Genomic DNA, 18,928 nt, shown 5'->3' with positions numbered 1-18,928 from the left:
CAAAAATATGAGCTTGGCGGTATAAATTTCATAAGCAAGTATTACGCTTCCCTCACTCAACCGGAACTCGAATGGTTAGCGCATGAACTCAGCGAATGGTTGGAAATACCAATTACCAGAGATTATCTTCCTCCAGCCGATCGATAGTCTCTTATAGTTGATCGTGGATAGTTTGCAGGAGACTCGGTATGTTTGGTTTAGGATGGCCGGAAGTGGGCGTGATAGCGATCGCGGCGATTTTAATTTTCGGTCCCAAGAAGATCCCCGAACTGGGAAGCTCGCTGGGTAAGACTTTACGCGGCTTTAAGGACGGAGTAAGGGGCGTGGACGAGGAACCATCAGATGAAAATCAAGACCTCAAATAACGTATAGGGACACGGCATTGCCGTGTCCCTACAAATATATAACCGATGAGCGTTTAAAGGGTCTGTGCTACAGACGCCTTCAAGCTATTTTGATTTTCCACCGACGGCGCAACTGGCTGATGCTCGTTCTCCATTTGAGGGCGACGAGCCTCAATTATGCTAATCGCACGGGTGACGCTTTCTGGCAAAATGACCACCAAACTGCCTTCTGGTGCTTGATCCAGCGCCGTATTTATGGCGGTCGTCTCCTCCAGAATGGTTTCATAGCGGGAATCTGGCTTTTCTTGCTGAATGCCGTGAGAGATTAACGCTGCTGCCTCACCGCGAGGACGCCCCCGCGTATCATCATCTTCCTTGATAACGATGCGGTCAAACATATTTGCCGAGAGTGTGCCCAGCGTGATGAAATCTTCATCGCGGCGATCGCCAGGGCCACCTACCACACCAATTCTCTCACCAGGCCAGTTGCGGACAAAACCACCCAACGCCTCATAGCTGGCTGCATTGTGAGCATAATCGATCAACGCATTAAATTTGCCCATATCGAACATATTCATCCGCCCTGGGGTCTGAGAAGCCGAAGCGCGGAACGTATTTAAGCCCTGACGAATTTCCTCAATCTTCACACCTTCCGCAAAAGCCGCCAAACTTGCTGCCAGCGCATTGGCAATCTGAAAAGGTGCCCGTCCCTCCATCGTCAGCGGCACATTCACCGCTTGTTCAATCCGTAATACCCAATCTCCCTTCAAAATCGACAGATAACCATTTTCATAAGCCGCTGCCAAACCGCCCCGGCTGGTATGTTCTCGCACCAGCTCATTTTCCTCCGGATTCATAGTGAAATAAGCCACTTGTCCTTTCACCCGCCGCCCCATCGCTGCCACCAGGGGATCGTCGGCGTTGAGGACAGCATAGCCTTCTGGCATCACCGATTCCACCACTACGCTCTTGAGATGAGCCATATCTTCAATCGTTTCAATATCGCCAATTCCCAGGTGGTCAGCAGCCACGTTTAAGACGACGCCCACATCACAGGCACTGAAGGCTAAGCCAGAGCGGAGAATCCCCCCACGCGCCGTTTCTAGCACCGCCACTTCTACTGTGGGATCTGAAAGAATCAACTGGGCACTTTGAGGGCCGGTGTTGTCTCCCGGTTCCACCATATAATCCCCAATGTAGGTGCCATCGGTGGTGGTGTAGCCAATCGTTTTCCCCGTCTGCTTGAAGATGTGGGCAATCAGACGAGTCGTTGTCGTTTTGCCGTTGGTGCCAGTGATGGAAACGATGGGAACGCGGGTAGGCGCTCCCGGCGGAAAGAGCATATCTAGCACTGGGGAAGCCACATTTCGCGGCAAACCCTGGCTGGGACAAACGTGCATCCGGAATCCGGGGGCGGCGTTAACCTCAACAATCACCCCATCCACTTCTCGCAAGGGTTTGCTGATATCGGATGTCACCACATCAATTCCAGCAATATCCAACCCGATAATCTTGGCGACTCGTTCGCAAAGCCAGATATTTTCTGGATGGATTTCGTCAGTCCGGTCAACCGCAATCCCGCCAGTGCTGAGGTTGGCTGTTGCCCGCAGGTAACAAATCTCTCCGGCGGGTAGCACTGTTTCCAGGGTATATCCCTGCCGTTGCAACAGCGTGAAGGTGGTGCGGTCTACTTCAATTTTGGTGAGGATGTTATCGTGCCCTTCACCCCGATGAGGATCGCTATTGGTTAGCTCAATCAATTGCTCAATGCGGGATGTGCCATCTCCCACCACATGGGCGGGGACTCGTTCCGCAACTGCCACCAATTTGCCGTTGACCACCAACACTCGGTGGTCGCGTCCGGTATAGTAGCGTTCAATAATCACCGAGCGAGTTTTAGAAGCAGTACTGGCAGCATCATAGGCTTCTTCTGCTTGTTTTAAGTCGGTGATGTCGATAGTAATGCCCCGTCCGTGGTTGCCGTCGAGGGGCTTGAGTACGATTGGGTAGCCACCCACCTCTTGAATGGAGTCTTCGAGTTCGTCCAGGTAGTGAATCACCGTGCCGCGAGGAACCGGCACCCCGGCTTCGCGCAACATTTTTTTGGTGCCTTCTTTGTCGGAGGCAAGCTCGACGCCCAAAATGCTGGAGTGGTTGCTCAAAGTCGCCTGCATCCGCTTCTGGTAGACGCCATAGCCTATCTGAATCATGGCGCGAACGCTTAAAGGCATCCAGGGAATTCCTCGCGCTTCTGCTTCTTTGACAATGGTTTCGGTGCTGGGACCGAGGGCGGCATCCTGCGCGAAATCTCTCAGGTCTTTGAGATCCTGTGCTAACTCCTGGGCGGAGTAGGTGCTGGTGTCTACAATGCTCTGACAGAGGTGCACGGCTGCTCTGACGGCATAGCGACCGGCTTGTTCATCGTGGTACTCAATGACCACCTGGTAAATGCCTGGGGTGGCTGTTTCGCGGGTGCGACCAAAGCCAGCTGGCATCCCGGCAAGTTCCTGAAGTTCTAAGGCAATGTGTTCGATGATGTGTCCCATCATGGTGCCTTCTTTGACTCGGCTCAAGAAACCACCTCGACAACCAGGGGAACAGAAGTGTTCTTCCAGACTTGGCAGCACCTGGATTAATCCCTTGTAGAAGCCAGGAATCTCGTTGGATGGCTTTTCTGCGAGTTCTTCTAAATCTAGGCGCATGACGACCAATTTTTGGCGTCGAATACTCCAGTAGTTGGGACCCCGTAATGTCTGGATTTTTAAAATTCTCATGGCTATTTTTGCGGGTGATTCAGAGGATGTGGGCTGTCGAATGGCGGGTAGGGACGAAGATGCAAGCGATTTAACATCTGCTGCTTTTAAGAGAAAACTTTGCCAGAAAGGCTTCGCCCTTACTGAATCCGCTGCTACTTTAAGCAATTCCCTAGTTTCCAGCTTTAAAAAGTCACTGCACTGTTCTCCACGAACAGTTTTTTGCCAAAAGGGCAATCGTGACAAATTTAAAATTTGGAATTGAAGTACCGCTGGTAATATTCACTCATCAGCCATCGGGTGGCAGGATGACTCGCTGGTGTAAATGGTAGCGATCGCCATAACTGAGAATGTGCAATCGTAGATTGAAAATACTAATCGGATCGGTTGCTCCCACTAAGGATTGATTGGTGTGAGATATCTCCCCAGGATCGATGATAGACACCGTGCCTTTGCCTACTACCTGCAAAAGACCATCTGCCTCCACTAAGGCGCAGGTATCTTCGTCAATCCCAATTCCTAATTTGTCTGGATGAGCCGAAATCGCACTAATTAGACGCGCCATGCGATTACGATTGTGAAAGTGTTGATCCACAATTACATCCGGGAGAATACCTAATCCTAGCGCCATATCGACCAGGGAACGATTAGGAGACTCGCCGCTACCGCCTCCCGCAATCATATGATGACCCATCACCGCCGCTCCTGCACTGGTGCCTGCCAGCGTAATCTCTCCCAGTTGCGCTCGGTATCGGATTCTTTCCATAAATGGCGTCTCGCCAAGCAGTCCACAAAGTCGCAGTTGATCGCCTCCCGTCATGAAAACCCCTGTACACTCTTCAATGTACTCCTGCATCAAGGGATCGTAACTCTGTTCCCGTTCGCGGATATCTAACACTTTCATCACTTTGGCACCCATCTCTTGAAAGATGCTGAGGTAGCGATCGCCAATCACCGCAGGCTCTCTGGATGCTGACGGAATAATCGCAATGCAGGCATCAGTCGAGCCAGCACGATTCAAAAAAGTTTGTAGGATCTCGCGTCCGTGAACTTTGTCTTCCGCACCGCCTATCACCATGATGGCGGTTTTCGTTGATTGGGGCATCCTCTGTACTAAGGATTGAGGTTCTAACTGCAGCATCATGTTGCTCTTGAGCATAGGGTGATATCGAATAGGATCTTTCTGCCAGTTGATAGGAATGCTAATTTATCCTGATGCATGGTTCTCGCTCAACTCTGTCTAGCCCCCTCGAACACCAGGACAATCCCTATTTTCACGCTTGTCAATCGTCTCAATTTCCCACTCAATCTTTCTGGCAGGCGATTTTCCATCAACATCACCAAACAATTTAATTGTTTTTCTAGGTTGTTGAGTAACAAACGTTACAGATCGCCACAGCTTGTCGCTTGTCGGCTTAATCCTATATGCATAATGCCAGATCGAGTCAACCTTTTTTATAAAATATTTAACATTAGCTTCAGATTGGGGATACCGGGTAGTCGGTAATGGGTAGGGAGTCGTAGGTAATGGGTAAAATCAACCTATCTACTCACTATCACCGACTTCTGCTGTGCGATTTGATATTGTCACCCTTTTTCCAGATTTTTTCTCCTCTCCCCTGAGTTCGGGACTGTTGGGGAAAGCTTTAGCCAAACAGATTGCTTCCGTGCATCTGATCGATCCCCGCAACTTTGCTACCGATAAACACCGCCGCGTGGATGATGAGCCTTACGGCGGCGGAGTGGGGATGTTGATGAAGCCAGAGCCGATATTTGGTGCTGTGGAGTCGCTGCCAGTTCTACCCAGACGCGAGACGATCCTGATGACGCCGCAGGGTGAACCGATGAAGCAACCGCTGTTGCGAGAATTGGCAACCAATTATGACCAATTGGTAATTATTTGCGGTCATTATGAAGGTGTCGATGAGCGGGTGCTGAATTTGGTGACACGGGAGGTATCTTTAGGGGATTTTGTCTTAACTTGCGGAGAAATTCCGGCGCTGGCACTGCTCAACGGTACCATCCGCCTATTACCGGGAACGGTGGGGAAGGAAGAGTCTTTGAAAGCAGAAAGTTTCGAGGCGGGATTATTAGATTATCCTCAATATACCCGTCCCGCTGACTTTCGCGGGTGGAAGGTGCCGGATGTTTTGCTATCGGGAAATCATGCGGAGATTGAACGCTGGCGACGAGATAGACAAATTGAGAGAACGCGCGATCGCCGTCCCGATTTATTTGCTGCTTGGTTGAAAGATTCTAGTTCCAACCCAAAACTCAAAACCATGAATCAAAATGAGCTGGAAAATGATATCGTCACCATTAGCCAACTACAGATAGCTCTAACAGCCCAAGCTGGTGCGATTCAATCAAAATTGTCTCAATTAAGTCTCACGGCTAATACCCAAACCCAGGAAGGGTTGATGCAGCTACTACAAGCATCTGTGCAAGCACTGCTAGAAAATTCCGAATGCTGGACTCATATCTTGGGAAGTTCAGAAACAGTTTCCAGTCGGGAAGAAGCGGAAACAGTTTTCAACAAACTTTCGTTACAAGAACGCAGCAAATTTACGGCTGAAACCCTCTCTAACGTAGATGGCAAAATTACCCAGCAACAAGTCGAACTCGATCTAGATGAAGAACTACCAGCATATATCGTAGTAACATTGCTCATCGGTACTGCTGATGACCAGCCGTTATTTGAAAACCTCACTTCTGCACAAGCTGTCAAGCAAGCAAGCGAGAAAGTTACAGCAATCAGCCTCGACTATCTAATGGTGTTTGAACTACTCTGGAGTCCACAAACAGAAACCGATGCGCTCACTCAAGAGGAACTTTTGAGTGAGTACCGTGACATGATAGCGATCGCTTAATATCAAGTTATGCAACTGATTGCTCACAGACTGAGGGATAAATCCAAAAAGCGTACTTGATGCCACAAGCGGACAGCTGCTTTGACGCACTCCTACCCTGCGTGAAAGCCACATCTATCAATTTGTTCTCAATGGCGATCGCCTATTCTTGACGATTAGTGGGCTAAGCAATGATATCCAGAGTGTTGTGCAATCTTTTTCCACTCGCTAAAACCGCTAGCGCAGACTCTAAACTAGAAACCCGCGACTAACAACACAATATTTACTGTCTACTACGTTTCTGTTTATTGAGCTGAAACTTGCTGGATGTTTCTGCCTGTTTCAGACTCTGGCGGGCATCTGCATTATCGGGATTAAGTTTGAGGGATTGCTTAAAAGCTGCGATCGCCTGTGGTAATTTTTTCTGCTTCATCAAGGCTGTCCCCAAAAAGTAATAGATGTCGCCATCTTTATCTTTATCTTTAGGTTTCAGTTCAATCCCTTTGCGGTAGATAGCAACTGCCTCATCTAATTTGTTTTGTTTAACCAGAACCTGTCCCAACTCTTGATAAGCATTCGTATAGAAAGGATATAGTTCAATCGCTTTGCGGTAAGCCGCGATCGCCTCATCCAATCGGTTTTGTTCAGCTAGTATCCACCCCAGCCCTTCGTAAGGCGGATGGTAATTAGGTACAACCTGAATTGACTTTTGGTAGGCAGCAATGGCTTCCTCTGGTTTCTTTTGTATAGTAAAAGCATCCCCTAAGCGCAGGTACGTCAGGTTGGCATTTGGGTCTAACTCAATCGATTGACGATAAGCTGCTACTGCCTCATTTGTTTTTTCTTTTACCAGCAAGACGTTACCTAAGTGGTAGTATGCATCGTCATTCTTCGGTTCTAGCTCCAGAGTTTTGCGAAAACTTGCCTCGGCTTCGTCCCATTGCCGCTCGTAAGTTAAGGCAAGCCCCAACCATAGATGAATTTTAGCTTTTGTGGGTTGCTGTTTAGCTGCTTTGCGACAAGGCGCGATCGCTTTTGCACTTTCTCCTTGTTCCACTAACGCAGAACACAGACCAAAGTGGGCATCGACCAACTTTGGGTCAAGTTGCAGAGCTTTGTTATAAGCTAATACAGCTTGGTTTAAAACCTCTGGTTTGGATAATAGCCACTCCCATGCTAGGGATTGTTGTTGTAACTTGTTAGCGCTCCGAATCCCTTTACCTAAACTTTCCCAGAACGTCATGTAGGCATTGCCAAGGTTGAGAAAGGCTTGAGGATCGGTAGGTATCGCTTGAGTCTTTTGGCGATAGGCAACAATCTTTTTTTTATCTGCTTGCACCTGCCACAAGGTCTGGTAGTCTCCGAAAAAAAACCAGGCATGGTAAGCTCCTACAGCTAGACCCAAACCAAGAATAGAGACAATAAGAATTTTTCGCGGTTGCTTGAATTTTGAAAGCATCATTATTTTCAAGATGAATTAATGTAAAGATATTCGCACGTTGACTTCAACCTTCCCGCTTCAACCTTCTTACCTCGACAATAGCAACGAGTAAAAGCTAGCGTGGAGGAGAAGAATGGAACTGCGAAAATGCTACGAAACGTAAAACTTCAGTTGCTTTGGGCTACAGTCCTGAGTTTCACCGTAGTCAACAGTGTAAATATTCATCTGCCCATCGGCGATCGAGAAACCGGGCTGAAGATTGGCAATGAAGCCCACGCTAGAAGTAGTGGCGGACGGAGTGGTGGCGGATCTTTTCGCTCTTCACCGTCGCGTTCTAGTTCCAGCCCCAGCCGCTCCAGTAGCGGTAGTAGCTCCTCTCCCAGAGACTCTACACCGTCGCAGTCCAGTCGGGGCAATACAGGTGGACGAGCAGGCGGCGGCTCTTTTCAAAGAACCACTCCCCCGCCGTCCTCAGTGAGAACTCAAGTGAGAACTCAACCAACGCGCCCGAACTCGTCTTGGAATCAACCTTACTATAGACAACCGGGAAGCACTGTCATCGTGCCGGTTCCGGTTGCACCGCCCGTCTATACCTATCCCAACAACGTTCCGCCGAATTATTATCCCAACAACGTTCCGGCGAATCAATCAACGTACCCTCAAACTGTACCGGGAACTGCAAATTCTGTTCCTGCTCAAGTACCAACCAATTCTGGCTATTCTTCCAACGCTACTAACTCATCGAGTGACTTTCCTTGGCTTTTCTTATTGATGTTGTTGGCAGTTGGTAGTATTGGGCTTTGGGCTTATTTCATCTTTTTGAAGAAGAAGGGTGGTAGTGCAGCTCAAGAGTTAGAGAATGATACGGTTACTGTCAGCAAGATACAGGTGGCATTGCTGGCTGAAGCTCGAAGCATTCAATCTCAACTGACGGAACTGAGCCTGAATATCGATACCGACGCTTCAGAGGGGTTGATGCAGCTGCTACAAGAATCAGCCTTGGCGCTATTGCGATCGCCCGAAAATTGGACTCATGTTTTAGCAAGTTCGCAGACGGTTAAAAGTCGAGAGGCCGCCGAGGCAATTTTCAACCAAGTTTCTATACAAGAACGCAGCAAATTTAGTGCGGAAACCCTTACAAATGTGGGTGGTAGAGTTAGAAGGCAACAACCCGCGATGCCTGACTTGGATGATGGCCCAGCAGCTTATATTGTGGTCACGTTGCTCGTCGGAACAGCAGATGACAAGCCCTTATTTGAAGAAATTCGCACCGCTGAAGCTTTGAAGTCAGCCTTAGAGAAAGTAGCATCCATCTCCCCCGACTATCTGATGGTGTTTGAATTGCTCTGGAGTCCCCAAGCCCAAACCGATAGCCTTACCTACGATGAGCTATTAACTGAATACACGGATATGGTGCAGATATAGCGTCAGCTATCAGCTTTATAATCTAAAAGCTGACAGCTGAAAACAGACAGTAATGGCTAAAATTCGCATTGGCAATGGCTACGATATCCACCGGCTGGTTGCCGGACGCTCTTTAATTCTGGGAGGGGTGAAAATTGAGCATGAATTGGGGTTGCTGGGGCACAGTGACGCGGATGTGCTGACTCACGCGATTATGGATGCGATGCTCGGTGCCCTGAGTTTAGGGGATATTGGTCATTATTTTCCCCCCACAGATCCCCAGTGGGCGGGGGCTGATAGTCTGGTACTGCTCAAGCAAGTGTATCAGCTAATTCGGGAGCGGGGTTGGCAAATTGAGAATATTGACTCGGTGGTAGTGGCGGAACGTCCGAAACTGAAGCCGCATATTGAGAAGATGCGCGATCGCTTATCCGATGTCCTAGAATTAAAACCCGACCAAGTAGGCATCAAAGCCACCACAAATGAAAAGTTAGACTCAGTTGGGCGAGAAGAGGGAATCGCAGCTTATGCTGTAGCCTTACTGGTAGCTTCTGATTAACTTGGCTTAAATCTATCGAGTCGAAAGATTAAAAATGTCTAGGATAGGAATGAACTGAAGACGAATAAGGTAGAGACTCTCAACACACTGGGAGAATTAAGGCAATGGAAATTGGAAGATTTGAACTGACTCAGGCTAACGATCATCCTGATATTATCGCCAGCAACCGTGAAGAACAAACCGTTCTAGTAGTTGAAGTCAAAGCTACTAAACTCAAAGATAGTCAAACCAAACAATGGGCGATCGAGAAACTCAAGTCGTACCTGCAAGTTGCGAACCCGAAAATTCCCTTCGCTATGCTGGCTGACCTTGAAGACATTGAGATTTTTCAATGGGATGGTGTTAATTTATCGGAACCCGTTAGCATACTTAAGACTGCTACGGTGCTTAATCATTACGACCCCGAATTTAGCAGCAAACGGATATTTGGGCCATACCATAAGACACTCGTTGAAGCTTGGCTGCGCGACTTAGCTTATAACTGGAAGTCGGAAACCCCGCCAGCATCAGCAGAATTGGCAGCCATCGGTTTGTTGCAGGCGCTGGACGATGGAGATACTTACTCTGAAGGTGGCGCTTCTTGGTGATATAACCCGCACACAAGATTTCCTCGGTTGGCTAGAGTCTCAATAAGTTTTAATTAATACTCGTACAGACAAGAATTATGATAGTTTCTGCTATTATTTCCTCAAATTGGCGTCGATGGTTAGCTTTAGTGTTGGCGATGGTTAGCGCGATCGCGCTCCACAGCTGTAGCCTGAATCAACTCAAAACGAAAGCCGCCCAGGTGCCCCAGTTGGTGGATAGTATTCTGCAAGACCCAAAAACTTTTAACTATGCCCTGAGTCAAGAATCGCCCAACGTTTTTAGCTTAATTTACGAGGGATTAATTAGTGAAAACGGCAATGGTGAACTTGAACCCGCCTTAGCCGAATCTTGGGAAGTCGCCCCAGACAAAAAGCGAATTGTTTTTACCATGCGAGAGGGATTGAAATGGTCTGATGGTGAACCGTTGACCGTTGATGATGTCGTTTTTACCTACAATGAAGTCTATTTCAACGAAAAGATTCCCACTGATATTAGAGACATTCTAAAGATTGGCAAAGATCGCCTGCTGCCCACAGTCCGCAAACTTGATGAGCGGCGGGTTGAATTTACAGTTCCAGAACCTTTCGCCCCATTTTTGCGCTACACCGGACTAGCAATTTTACCCGCCCATGCGCTGCGAGAATCCATCGTTACAGCCGATTCAGATGGGAAACCTAAGTTTCTGTCTAGCTGGGGAATCGACACCGATCCCAAAAAAATTATTGTTAATGGGATGTATCAGCTAGAAAACTATCAAACTAGCGAGCGGGTGATATTTAGACGAAATCCCCATTACTGGCGGCAGGATGCTCAGGGTAATCAGCAGCCATACATTGAGCGCATCGTCTGGCAAATTGTCGAAAATACCGATACATCTTTTATCCAATATCGTTCTGGCGGTTTAGATACCCTGGGAATCACGCCGGAATATTATTCTCTACTTAAGCAAGAAGAAAACCGGGGAAAATTTAAAATTTACACGGGTGGTCCAGAACTAAGTACGACTTTTTTGGTTTTCAATTTCAATAAAGCCAAAAATTCTCAAAATCAGCCCCTCGTAGACCCAATTAAGTCTCGCTGGTTCAATCAGCTTGAGTTTCGCCAAGCGGTTGCTCACGCCATCGACCGTCAGAAAATGCTGAACAATCTCTATCGAGGACTGGGAGAATCGCAAAACTCACCGATTTATAAGCAAAGTCCTTACTATTTATCTCCAGAACAGGGTCTCAAAGTCTACGACTATAATCCAGAAAAAGCTAAAGAATTGCTGCGAAAAGCTGGATTTAAATACAACCCACAGGGTCAACTTTTTGACGCAGATGGCAATCGGGTGCGCTTTAGTATGCTCACCAATTCAGGGAATAAGCTGCGGGAAGCCATCGGCGCTCAGATTAAACAAGACCTTGGCGCAGTTGGGATTCTGGTAGACTTTAATGCGATTAACTTCAATACGTTGATTGAAAAGGTCTATACCCAACGGAAATGGGATAGTTATATTGGCAAAATTGGCGGCGGCGGCATTGAGCCAAATGGTGGGGCAAACACTTGGACAACCAAAGGGGGGTTACACACTTTTAACCTGGCACAACAGGCTGGAGAACCTCCGCTGAAGGGTTGGGAGACTGAGGACTGGGAATTGGCAATTGAAAACCTTTACATTAAAGGTGCCAGCGAACTTGATGAAAGTAAGCGGCGAGAGATATATGTCGAAAGCCAACGCATCACCCAGGAAAATTTACCCTTTATTTATCTGGTGAATCCGCTTTCAATGGAGGCAGTGCGCGATCGCGTTCAGGGTATCAAATACTCGGCCCTTGGTGGAGCCTTCTGGAATCTTTATGAACTCAAAGTCGCCGAAAACAAAAACATTCCGTAAACAAGGCAAAAAACAATCGGGCAAAGAGAAAAGAAAGAATGCTTTCCTGCTTCCTCTTTTTCTTTCTTTTTGCTTTTGGCTTTTTCCTTTTGCTTTATTCGGCTGTCACCCGACTTTACTCAAAACTCAGGCAACTGAGAAAGTATCCCAGTTGGTGACAGCCACATTAAGCGATCCCAAAACTTTCAATTGGGTAGTTAACCAAGAATTTCCCCATGTTTTTCTCTTCACCTACGAGGGATTAACGTCTGAAAATAGCGTTACGGGTGAAATTGAGCCTGCATTAGCTGAATCTTGGGAAATATCAGAGGATAAACGGCGGATCGTTTTTACCCTTCGAGAAGGATTGAAATGGTCGGATGGTCAGCCACTGACGGCGGATGATGTTGTCTTCACTTATGAAGATGTGGTTCTTAATAAAGAGATTCTTACCGATGCCAGAGATAGCCTCAAAATTGGTACATCTGGTGCTTTTCCGAAAGTAAGAAAGCTAGATGAACGACGGGTTGAATTTATTTTGCCAGAACCGTTTGCTCCTTTTTTGCGAACTACGACCGGCTCAAAAAGCGATGGAATCGTGATTTTGCCAAAACACGCTCTTGAGGACGCTGTAAAGTCGAAAAACTCAGAGGGAAAACCCAGGTTGATGTCTATCTGGGGAGTAGATACCAATCCAGCAGAAATTATTGTTAATGGCCCTTACAAATTAGAAAGTTACACCACCAGCGAACGGGTCGTGTTTCGGCGTAACCCATATTACTGGCGACGAGATGCACAAGGTAATCAGTTACCTTACATCGATCGCATCGTCTGGCAAATTACGGAAAATATGAACACTCAACTGCTCCAGTTCCGCACTAACGATTTAGATACGACCGACGGGTGGGGACGGATGCGCCCAGAAGATTTTCCCCTTTTGAAACAAGAAGAAAAGCGAGGAAAATTTACAGTTTATACAGGTGGACCGCGACCGGGCACGACTTTTATTTCCTTTAATCTAAATAAAGGACGCCGGAAGGGACGCCCCTTGATCGATCCCGTTAAATCTCGCTGGTTCAATAATGTAGCATTCAGACAAGCGGTTGCTTATGCCATCGATCGGCAAGCGATGATTAACAACACTTTGCGCGGTCTGGGTGAAATGCAAAATTCACCGATTTCTGTACAAAGTTCTTACTACATAACTCCGGCAGAAGGTCTGAAAGTTTACGAATATAATCCGAAAAAATCTAAGGAATTATTATTAAATGCAGGGTTTAAGTATAACAAGCAAGACCAGTTGTTAGACGCGGATGGAAATCGCGTGCAGTTTACATTAATAACGAATGCTGAAAATCAAACCCGCGTGTCAATGGGAGCGCAAATTAAGCAAAGTTTGAGCCAAATTGGCATTCAAGTAGATTTCAATCCGATTGCCTTCAACACGCTTGTAGATAAACTCTCAAACACTCTAAATTGGGAATGTTATTTGCTCGGCTTTACCGGCGGTATCGAACCGCATAATGGTGCGAATGTCTGGTTGACAGATGGCGGGTTACACAGCTTCAATCAAGATGCCGTATCGGGGTCAAAGCCGATAGAGGGTCGAGAGGTGGCGCGTTGGGAGGCGGAAATTGGGCGTCTGTATATCAAAGCAGCGCAGGAGTTGGATGAGGTCAAGCGCAAAGCTATCTATGCCGAAACGCAGCGGATTACGCAGGAATATTTGCCGATGATTTATCTAGTCAACCCGCTGTCAATGTCAGCCGTGCGCGATCGCGTTACCGGCATCAAATACTCTTCTCTTGGCGGTGTCCTCTGGAATCTTTATGAGCTGAAAGTGACCGATTAAAGGCAAAATTTACATTGCCCATTCTTCTTTTTGCATTATTAATTCTTAATTTGAAGCCGTGACTCAACCTGAAGCTTTGCAAATCTTATTAGCAGCGGTTGCCGCTGGTGACGTTAGCCCAGAAGCGGCGTTAGAAAAACTCAAGCATTTTGCCTTTGAACCAGTGGGCGATTTTGCCAAAATTGACCATCACCGCACCTTGCGAACGGGTTTTCCAGAGGTGATTTGGGGGCCAGCAAAGACACCCGAACAGATTGCTGGGATTATGGAGGCGATGCGGCAGCGCAACCCTATCGTCATGGCAACGCGGATTGAACCGGCAGTCTATGCCCAGTTGCAGGAAAAAGTAGCAGGTCTCCAATATTACCCTTCTGCCCGAATCTGTGCCATTTCTCCTGCCACCCTAGAACCCCAGTATTCGGGCACAATTGGCATCCTCAGTGCCGGTACTGCCGATTTATCCGTCGCTGAGGAAGCAGCGGTTACAGCAGAACTGTGTGGCTTCCGGGTGCAGCGCCTCTGGGATGTCGGAGTCGCGGGTATCCACCGCCTGTTAAGTAACCGTCACGTCATTGAATCGGCTAATGTGCTAATCGTCGTTGCCGGGATGGAAGGTGCTTTACCCAGCGTCGTCGCTGGTTTGGCTGATTGTCCCGTGATTGCAGTTCCCACCAGTGTCGGCTATGGTGCGAGTTTCGGCGGACTTGCGCCACTGTTGACAATGCTAAACTCTTGTGCAGCAGGCGTGGGCGTGGTGAATATTGACAATGGCTTCGGTGCGGCTATTTTAGCTGGACAAATCTTGAGGACGGCTCACAAGCTGAAATCATCTGGGTAGTAGAGTGGCATTGACTACTCATGCTACAACGGTGAGCCTATCACTTATATGCTGTTTAATGATGGACAGCTAATAATTAGATTTTTACCCATCAGCTAAACCAGATGCCTACCTCCAAGATAGAATCAAAGCAACTCCTAGAACGCTTGATTTTTGAAGATGAACGTCCTCAAGACTGGGTACAAGATGTTTGGGGACTTAGTCCCACTTTGGGAGACAGCGCTGCCAAATTGTTAGAGGTTTTTGAAGCGTTGATTGAGTGCTGTCCTGAAGAAAAATTAGAAAATTTATTGCAAACTTTGTATCGGGACTCGCTTCAGTAATTATTTCAACTGAGGACGCGATCGCACCTTTCCTTAATTGATAGCAGCGATCGCCATCAGGATGCGATCGCTTCTATCGAGCTTGCAGGCAATTTTCTGACGCTACATTACCCGCGCTACACCAGACTTAAACAGCTTGGTTAGACTGATTCAATGCAGAACGCCCATTCAGCGACAGCATCACGCGGGAAACTCCCGTGAACAGAACGCTGACACCCACTAGCGTCCCAATCAGCCAAGGGGCATTGAAGGGCCACTGGAACCAAATCATTGCGCCCAACACCAGCGTAATAATGCCATCTGTCAGCACCCATGTCCAGTTCGGTTGCGGACGCACCCGGAATGCCAGGATCAGGTTGAATACACCTTCCGTCAGTAAAAAACTACCTAGCAACAGAGTCAGCGTCAGGACACCTGTTAAGGGGTAGAAAAATAGCATCGCGCCTGTGGCAATGTAGAGGGCGCTCAACAAGAGTTTCCAAATGAAACCTCCTTGCTCGCGGGTTTGAAAGGCATAGACCGCCTTGGCGACTCCCGCGCTAGCTAGGATCAAAGCAATCCAAGTCTCAGCGACAATTGTCGAGACATTCGGTACAGCGATCGCAACTATCCCCAAAATAATCAAAAGAGCGCCAGTCAAGAGCGATCCATTAATACCTTTGTTCTTGTTGATGTCAGTAGAAACGTCGGTTGTCATACAAATTTTTTTTGGCACGAGTGAGCTATAGGTTCAGGCTAGGAAATTTCTCAAGAACTGGGTAGAACCTTAAGGTAGACCACCCTGCTACACCAAGCTCTACCCGCTGATATAGTTTGCGATCGCATTTTCCCGTCAATTTCTGGGGGCGATCGCTTATTCTGACTCCTCTGGTACTTTAGACTTGATGCGAAACCTAGAATAAAAGGTAAAGCTTGTCTGATTCCGCTCTTGGAGGCTGCCTCAATGGTACAAATATCCTCTAAATCCATCACCTTAGAAGAGTTCTTGAAACTCCCAGAGACAAAGCCTGCCACAGAGTATATCAACGGTGAGGTGATTCAGAAACCAATGCCTAAAACTCGTCACTCCAGGCTTCAGGAAAAGTTAACGGGTACAATTAATGGTGTTGTTGAGGAACAGCGAATTGCCTACGCTTTTCCGGAACTGCGATGCACATTTGGAGGACGGTCAATTGTTCCAGATGTTGCCGTTCTTCGCTGGAACCGGATTGAATTCAATGATGAAGGCGAACCTGTAGATGATGTATTTATTGCTCCAGATTGGGCGATCGAGATTTTATCTCCAGAACCGAGTTCAAATCGAGTGACGGGTAATATTTTGCACTGTCTCAAGCATGGTTCCCAACTCGGATGGCTAATCGATCCTAGCGATCGCTCTGTACTAATTTTCCTACCCAACCAACAGCCAGAATTGTATCAAGGAAGCGATCGCTTAGCTGTGTTAGACGGGATTGACCTAGAATTGACAGCGGAGCAAATTTTTGGCTGGTTAAGAATGAGAAGTTAATTGGTTAGGGTAGATGCGATCGCACTTGTCGAACTTGCAGCCAACTTCGTTGAAGACGGGAACATCCCAATTTTGCAAATATACCTGGCGAATTCTATTCGCCCTTTTTACTCCTTAAAGCGAGTTGATATGGGTAAAGCGCTACCGTTGAGAGGTTTTTAAGTCAATAGTATTTAGGTCAAGGTAAATAGTCTATGCTTAAAGCGTATCCTGCCATTATTCTAAAAGCCCCATGACTAGCAAGGAAGTGCTAAGAAGCGTTGCTTCGGAAATACAACTATTCGATGATATTGAGCAGAAGGAAACTTTTTTGTTCGTGCTGGGAGCATTATTTTCTAGAGTTATTAGCTTGAAAAAAGCAGCAGAAATTATGGGAATAGAGCCTGATGTGTTTCTTACGTTGTTAGACTTGATGGGGCTTGAGTTTTCCTATTTAACTCCACAAGATATTCCACTTGAGAAGAATTGGTAGGCTCTCTTGAAGGTTATTTTTAACTCCTCTCCATTAATTTTTTTATCACGGCTGCAATTTCTGGATAGTTTTGTTGACTCTCCCGATGAATTCTACCTGCCAATGTTTGTTGCAGAAGAAATCAGTGCTAAATCTGACGAAGCTTGTCTGCAAGTGAAAGCTTTGATTGATTCCGGTAAAATTTCAGCCAGGACAATTAAATTAACTTCCTTAGCCAACAGTATAAATATGCGACTGGGGAGAGGAGAGGCGGAAGCGATCGCCCTTGGCATTGAATTGCAAACAGACTACATTATTTTGGATGATTTTGCAGCCAGGAAGGAAGCAACTCGTTTGGGACTGAATGTTAAGGGAATGTTAGCAATTATTAGGAAACTTCAAGCAGATAGCAAAATTACCATTGATAGCTTAGATCAATTGTATCAAGACCTAGTGGCGATTAATTTCAGGATTAAGCGATCGTTATTTGATGCCATCTTTGAGGATTAGACGAGCGCGATCGCAATTTTATCGTAATTTCAAGGAAGCGATCGCACCTTTATTTTGATTGTATCTATATAACTCGATTTTTCCAGTATCCAGGTTCTCGACTACAGTGCATCACTGCCACAATTAGAATGAAATCTTGCTCAATTGTGTAGAGAATTCCATCAGGAAATTTGCGCGTCAAGCATCGACGAATTCTTCATCAATTATGCGCCAACGAGTGGGAGACTCGATAATTCTGAATATTGCATCCTCAACTGCGTTGATAAATGCTTGAGCCAACTCAACTCGACTCCGTGAATAAAACTGTACCGCTTCACCATATTCAGTTAATGCTGCTGGGTGAAATACATACTTCATTGCTCTAGGAGTCGCCTTACCTCAGCCAATGCTTCTTCCCCAGAAATTGGTTGAACTGCGCCGCTTCGGATTTCGTCCCTACGATTCTTGGCTTTAGTTGTCCAAAGTGTTTGAATCGTTTCGTCTACATCGAATTCAAGGCTTTCAACTAGCCTCTCCGCCAGGAGCGCTCTCGATGCACTTGGTAAAGATAAAGCTTCTTTCATCAGTTGCTCGATCGATAGCATAGCTACTTAGAAATCAGAGTTATTCACAGTTTAACAATAAAGCGATCGCATTTTCCCGTCAATTTATTAAAGCGATCGCTAATCAGTTAGTCGAAGCAATCCTGCAACGTGCCTAGTTGGTTAGCGAACGGTATTTCCAGGTTATCATCACCCATCCTCACAAACTGTTATTCTAACAGCCACCCAAATACATCTCCTACATTCAGCTTTAGTTCGCTAGCAAATGAAGGAACGGGAAGCTGCTGTTCTGGTTCGTCAAACACCTCTGGTTGTTGCTTAGGTTGATAAACGAAAATCGTCTGCTCATTTGGGTCAATTAGCCAGCCCATTTGTGTTTTATATTTGAGAGAATGCAGAATTTTTTTCGTGACTTTCGTAGCGCTTTGGTCGGGAGATAAGATTTCAATTATCCAATCAGGAGCAGATTGAAATACATTTGCTACACCGCCGTTTTCTTTGCGGGGAATTCTCTCCCAGGTAAATACTGCTACATCTGGCACAATTGACCGTCCACCAAACGTACACCGCAATTCTGGAAATGCCCGTGCAACTTTTTGGGGCTTAACGACAGCATTAATAGTAATAATCAACTCACCTTGAATGGTGCTATGTTCTCCCTGCGGCATTGGCTTCTGAATAATTTGACTGTCAATGTACTCGCTGGCGGGTTCAGTTTCTGGTAGCTCCAGAAACTCTTCTAAAGTCAAAGCTTTATTGGGTGTTTGTACCATTTGAAGTTACTTCGATTTATGCTGAATGCAAATATAGCTACGCAGGGTGAGCATTACCAGGACAACAATTGAGACTTAGGCTCACATATCCTCAGCTTGCCCGCCGTAACCAGCCAAACACTTGCTCAACCGTCAATTCTAATGGGATATCCTGTAGGACAGGCAAGCGATCGCTATCTCTGAGCAAAGCCATCCGAGTATCTGACCACAGCACAATAATCACTCGTTCTGTCGGATCGAAGAGCCACCCTAATTGAGTTCCTTCTTGCAAACAAGTTTGAATTTTAGCAATTAGTTTAGTGGCGCTTTGGTCGTAAGATTGCTTGTTACTTAGCGGTT

Annotated in this window: 19 protein-coding genes and 2 pseudogenes; 13 read left to right on the top strand and 8 right to left on the bottom strand. The window is 46.7% G+C overall.

Translation table 11 applies throughout. The annotated features are described in order from the left end of the window. Window positions 1–188: 188 nt before the first annotated feature. A complete protein-coding gene (tatA, locus tag AC2VDX_RS20570) occupies window positions 189–365 on the top strand; it encodes a twin-arginine translocase TatA/TatE family subunit (RefSeq protein ID WP_190412322.1) in 177 nt (58 codons plus the stop codon). A 53-nt stretch (window positions 366–418) separates the two neighbouring features. Here tatA and cphA read toward each other — a convergent pair whose 3' ends face one another. Together cphA and AC2VDX_RS20560 are read right to left on the bottom strand one after the other, a co-directional pair. Next, a complete protein-coding gene (gene cphA, locus AC2VDX_RS20565) occupies window positions 419–3,118 on the bottom strand; it encodes a cyanophycin synthetase (RefSeq protein ID WP_378184458.1) in 2,700 nt (899 codons plus the stop codon). Between the two features lie 268 nt (window positions 3,119–3,386). Continuing rightward, the gene (locus AC2VDX_RS20560; RefSeq protein ID WP_378184665.1) at window positions 3,387–4,238 is read right to left on the bottom strand and encodes a cyanophycinase; all 852 of its coding nucleotides are present in this window, start codon (window positions 4,236–4,238) and stop codon (window positions 3,387–3,389) included. A 430-nt stretch (window positions 4,239–4,668) separates the two neighbouring features. Here AC2VDX_RS20560 and trmD point away from each other — a divergent pair. Both trmD and AC2VDX_RS20550 read left to right on the top strand, forming a co-directional pair. Beyond that, a pseudogene (trmD, locus tag AC2VDX_RS20555) lies at window positions 4,669–5,355 on the top strand (tRNA (guanosine(37)-N1)-methyltransferase TrmD); the annotation flags it as partial. 24 nt (window positions 5,356–5,379) lie between these two features. Further along, entirely contained in the window at window positions 5,380–5,967 is a 588-nt protein-coding gene (locus AC2VDX_RS20550; RefSeq protein WP_378184663.1) for a DUF1517 domain-containing protein, read from the top strand. A 262-nt stretch (window positions 5,968–6,229) separates the two neighbouring features. On the opposite strand, the gene AC2VDX_RS20545 is transcribed toward AC2VDX_RS20550, so the two are convergent. After that, complete coding sequence (locus AC2VDX_RS20545; RefSeq protein ID WP_378184457.1) at window positions 6,230–7,408, bottom strand: tetratricopeptide repeat protein; 1,179 nt, start codon at window positions 7,406–7,408, stop codon at window positions 6,230–6,232. Window positions 7,409–7,534: 126 nt separating this feature from the next. Between AC2VDX_RS20545 and AC2VDX_RS20540 the strand changes: the two genes are divergently transcribed. The 7 genes from AC2VDX_RS20540 (at window position 7,535) to AC2VDX_RS20510 (ending at window position 14,806) form a co-directional block, all read left to right on the top strand. Further along, the gene (locus AC2VDX_RS20540) at window positions 7,535–8,812 is read left to right on the top strand and encodes a DUF1517 domain-containing protein (RefSeq protein ID WP_378184456.1); all 1,278 of its coding nucleotides are present in this window, start codon (window positions 7,535–7,537) and stop codon (window positions 8,810–8,812) included. A 52-nt stretch (window positions 8,813–8,864) separates the two neighbouring features. Beyond that, complete coding sequence (gene ispF / locus AC2VDX_RS20535; protein ID WP_378184455.1) at window positions 8,865–9,350, top strand: 2-C-methyl-D-erythritol 2,4-cyclodiphosphate synthase; 486 nt, start codon at window positions 8,865–8,867, stop codon at window positions 9,348–9,350. Between the two features lie 104 nt (window positions 9,351–9,454). Then, window positions 9,455–9,937 carry a type I restriction enzyme HsdR N-terminal domain-containing protein gene (locus tag AC2VDX_RS20530; RefSeq protein ID WP_378184454.1) on the top strand — a complete coding sequence of 161 codons (483 nt, stop codon included), beginning with the start codon at window positions 9,455–9,457 and terminating at the stop codon, window positions 9,935–9,937. 77 nt (window positions 9,938–10,014) lie between these two features. Beyond that, entirely contained in the window at window positions 10,015–11,814 is a 1,800-nt protein-coding gene (locus AC2VDX_RS20525; RefSeq protein WP_378184453.1) for an ABC transporter substrate-binding protein, read from the top strand. Further along, a complete protein-coding gene (locus tag AC2VDX_RS20520; RefSeq protein ID WP_486928235.1) occupies window positions 11,777–13,645 on the top strand; it encodes an ABC transporter substrate-binding protein in 1,869 nt (622 codons plus the stop codon). Before AC2VDX_RS20525 ends, AC2VDX_RS20520 begins: the two co-directional genes overlap by 38 nt. A gap of 58 nt (window positions 13,646–13,703) precedes the next feature. After that, window positions 13,704–14,483 carry a nickel pincer cofactor biosynthesis protein LarB gene (gene larB / locus AC2VDX_RS20515; RefSeq protein ID WP_378184452.1) on the top strand — a complete coding sequence of 260 codons (780 nt, stop codon included), beginning with the start codon at window positions 13,704–13,706 and terminating at the stop codon, window positions 14,481–14,483. Between the two features lie 104 nt (window positions 14,484–14,587). Continuing rightward, window positions 14,588–14,806, top strand: a complete 219-nt coding sequence (locus AC2VDX_RS20510; RefSeq protein ID WP_378184451.1) for a hypothetical protein — start codon at window positions 14,588–14,590, stop codon at window positions 14,804–14,806. Between the two features lie 127 nt (window positions 14,807–14,933). Here the strand turns inward: AC2VDX_RS20510 and AC2VDX_RS20505 are convergent, their stop codons facing one another. Continuing rightward, window positions 14,934–15,503, bottom strand: coding sequence for an HdeD family acid-resistance protein (locus AC2VDX_RS20505; protein WP_378184450.1), 570 nt, complete (start codon window positions 15,501–15,503; stop codon window positions 14,934–14,936). A 246-nt stretch (window positions 15,504–15,749) separates the two neighbouring features. Here AC2VDX_RS20505 and AC2VDX_RS20500 point away from each other — a divergent pair, with 246 nt between their 5' ends. From AC2VDX_RS20500 to AC2VDX_RS20490, 3 genes are all read left to right on the top strand, one after another. After that, window positions 15,750–16,313 (top strand): Uma2 family endonuclease, encoded by a 564-nt coding sequence (locus AC2VDX_RS20500; protein ID WP_378184449.1) that lies wholly within the window; start codon window positions 15,750–15,752, stop codon window positions 16,311–16,313. 232 nt (window positions 16,314–16,545) lie between these two features. Further along, the gene (locus tag AC2VDX_RS20495) at window positions 16,546–16,785 is read left to right on the top strand and encodes a hypothetical protein (protein ID WP_378184448.1); all 240 of its coding nucleotides are present in this window, start codon (window positions 16,546–16,548) and stop codon (window positions 16,783–16,785) included. A 6-nt stretch (window positions 16,786–16,791) separates the two neighbouring features. After that, entirely contained in the window at window positions 16,792–17,274 is a 483-nt protein-coding gene (locus tag AC2VDX_RS20490) for a PIN domain-containing protein (RefSeq protein ID WP_378184447.1), read from the top strand. A gap of 64 nt (window positions 17,275–17,338) precedes the next feature. On the opposite strand, the pseudogene AC2VDX_RS20485 reads toward AC2VDX_RS20490, so the two are convergent. The 4 genes and pseudogenes from AC2VDX_RS20485 to AC2VDX_RS20470 form a co-directional block, all read right to left on the bottom strand. After that, window positions 17,339–17,631: pseudogene (locus AC2VDX_RS20485) on the bottom strand (type II toxin-antitoxin system RelE/ParE family toxin). Next, window positions 17,628–17,858: an addiction module protein gene (locus AC2VDX_RS20480; protein ID WP_378184446.1), complete on the bottom strand. Its 231-nt coding sequence runs from the start codon at window positions 17,856–17,858 to the stop codon at window positions 17,628–17,630. The pseudogene AC2VDX_RS20485 and the gene AC2VDX_RS20480 overlap by 4 nt, the downstream one beginning before the upstream one ends. Before the next feature lie 167 nt (window positions 17,859–18,025). Then, a complete protein-coding gene (locus AC2VDX_RS20475) occupies window positions 18,026–18,589 on the bottom strand; it encodes a Uma2 family endonuclease (RefSeq protein ID WP_378184445.1) in 564 nt (187 codons plus the stop codon). Window positions 18,590–18,680: 91 nt separating this feature from the next. After that, on the bottom strand, window positions 18,681–18,860 hold the full coding sequence (locus tag AC2VDX_RS20470; protein ID WP_378184444.1) for a hypothetical protein: 180 nt from the start codon (window positions 18,858–18,860) through the stop codon (window positions 18,681–18,683). Window positions 18,861–18,928 lie beyond the last annotated feature (68 nt).

The sequence above is a fragment of the Coleofasciculus sp. H7-1 genome, from assembly GCF_057473865.1.
This window is presented reverse-complemented; position numbering and strand designations above follow the sequence as displayed.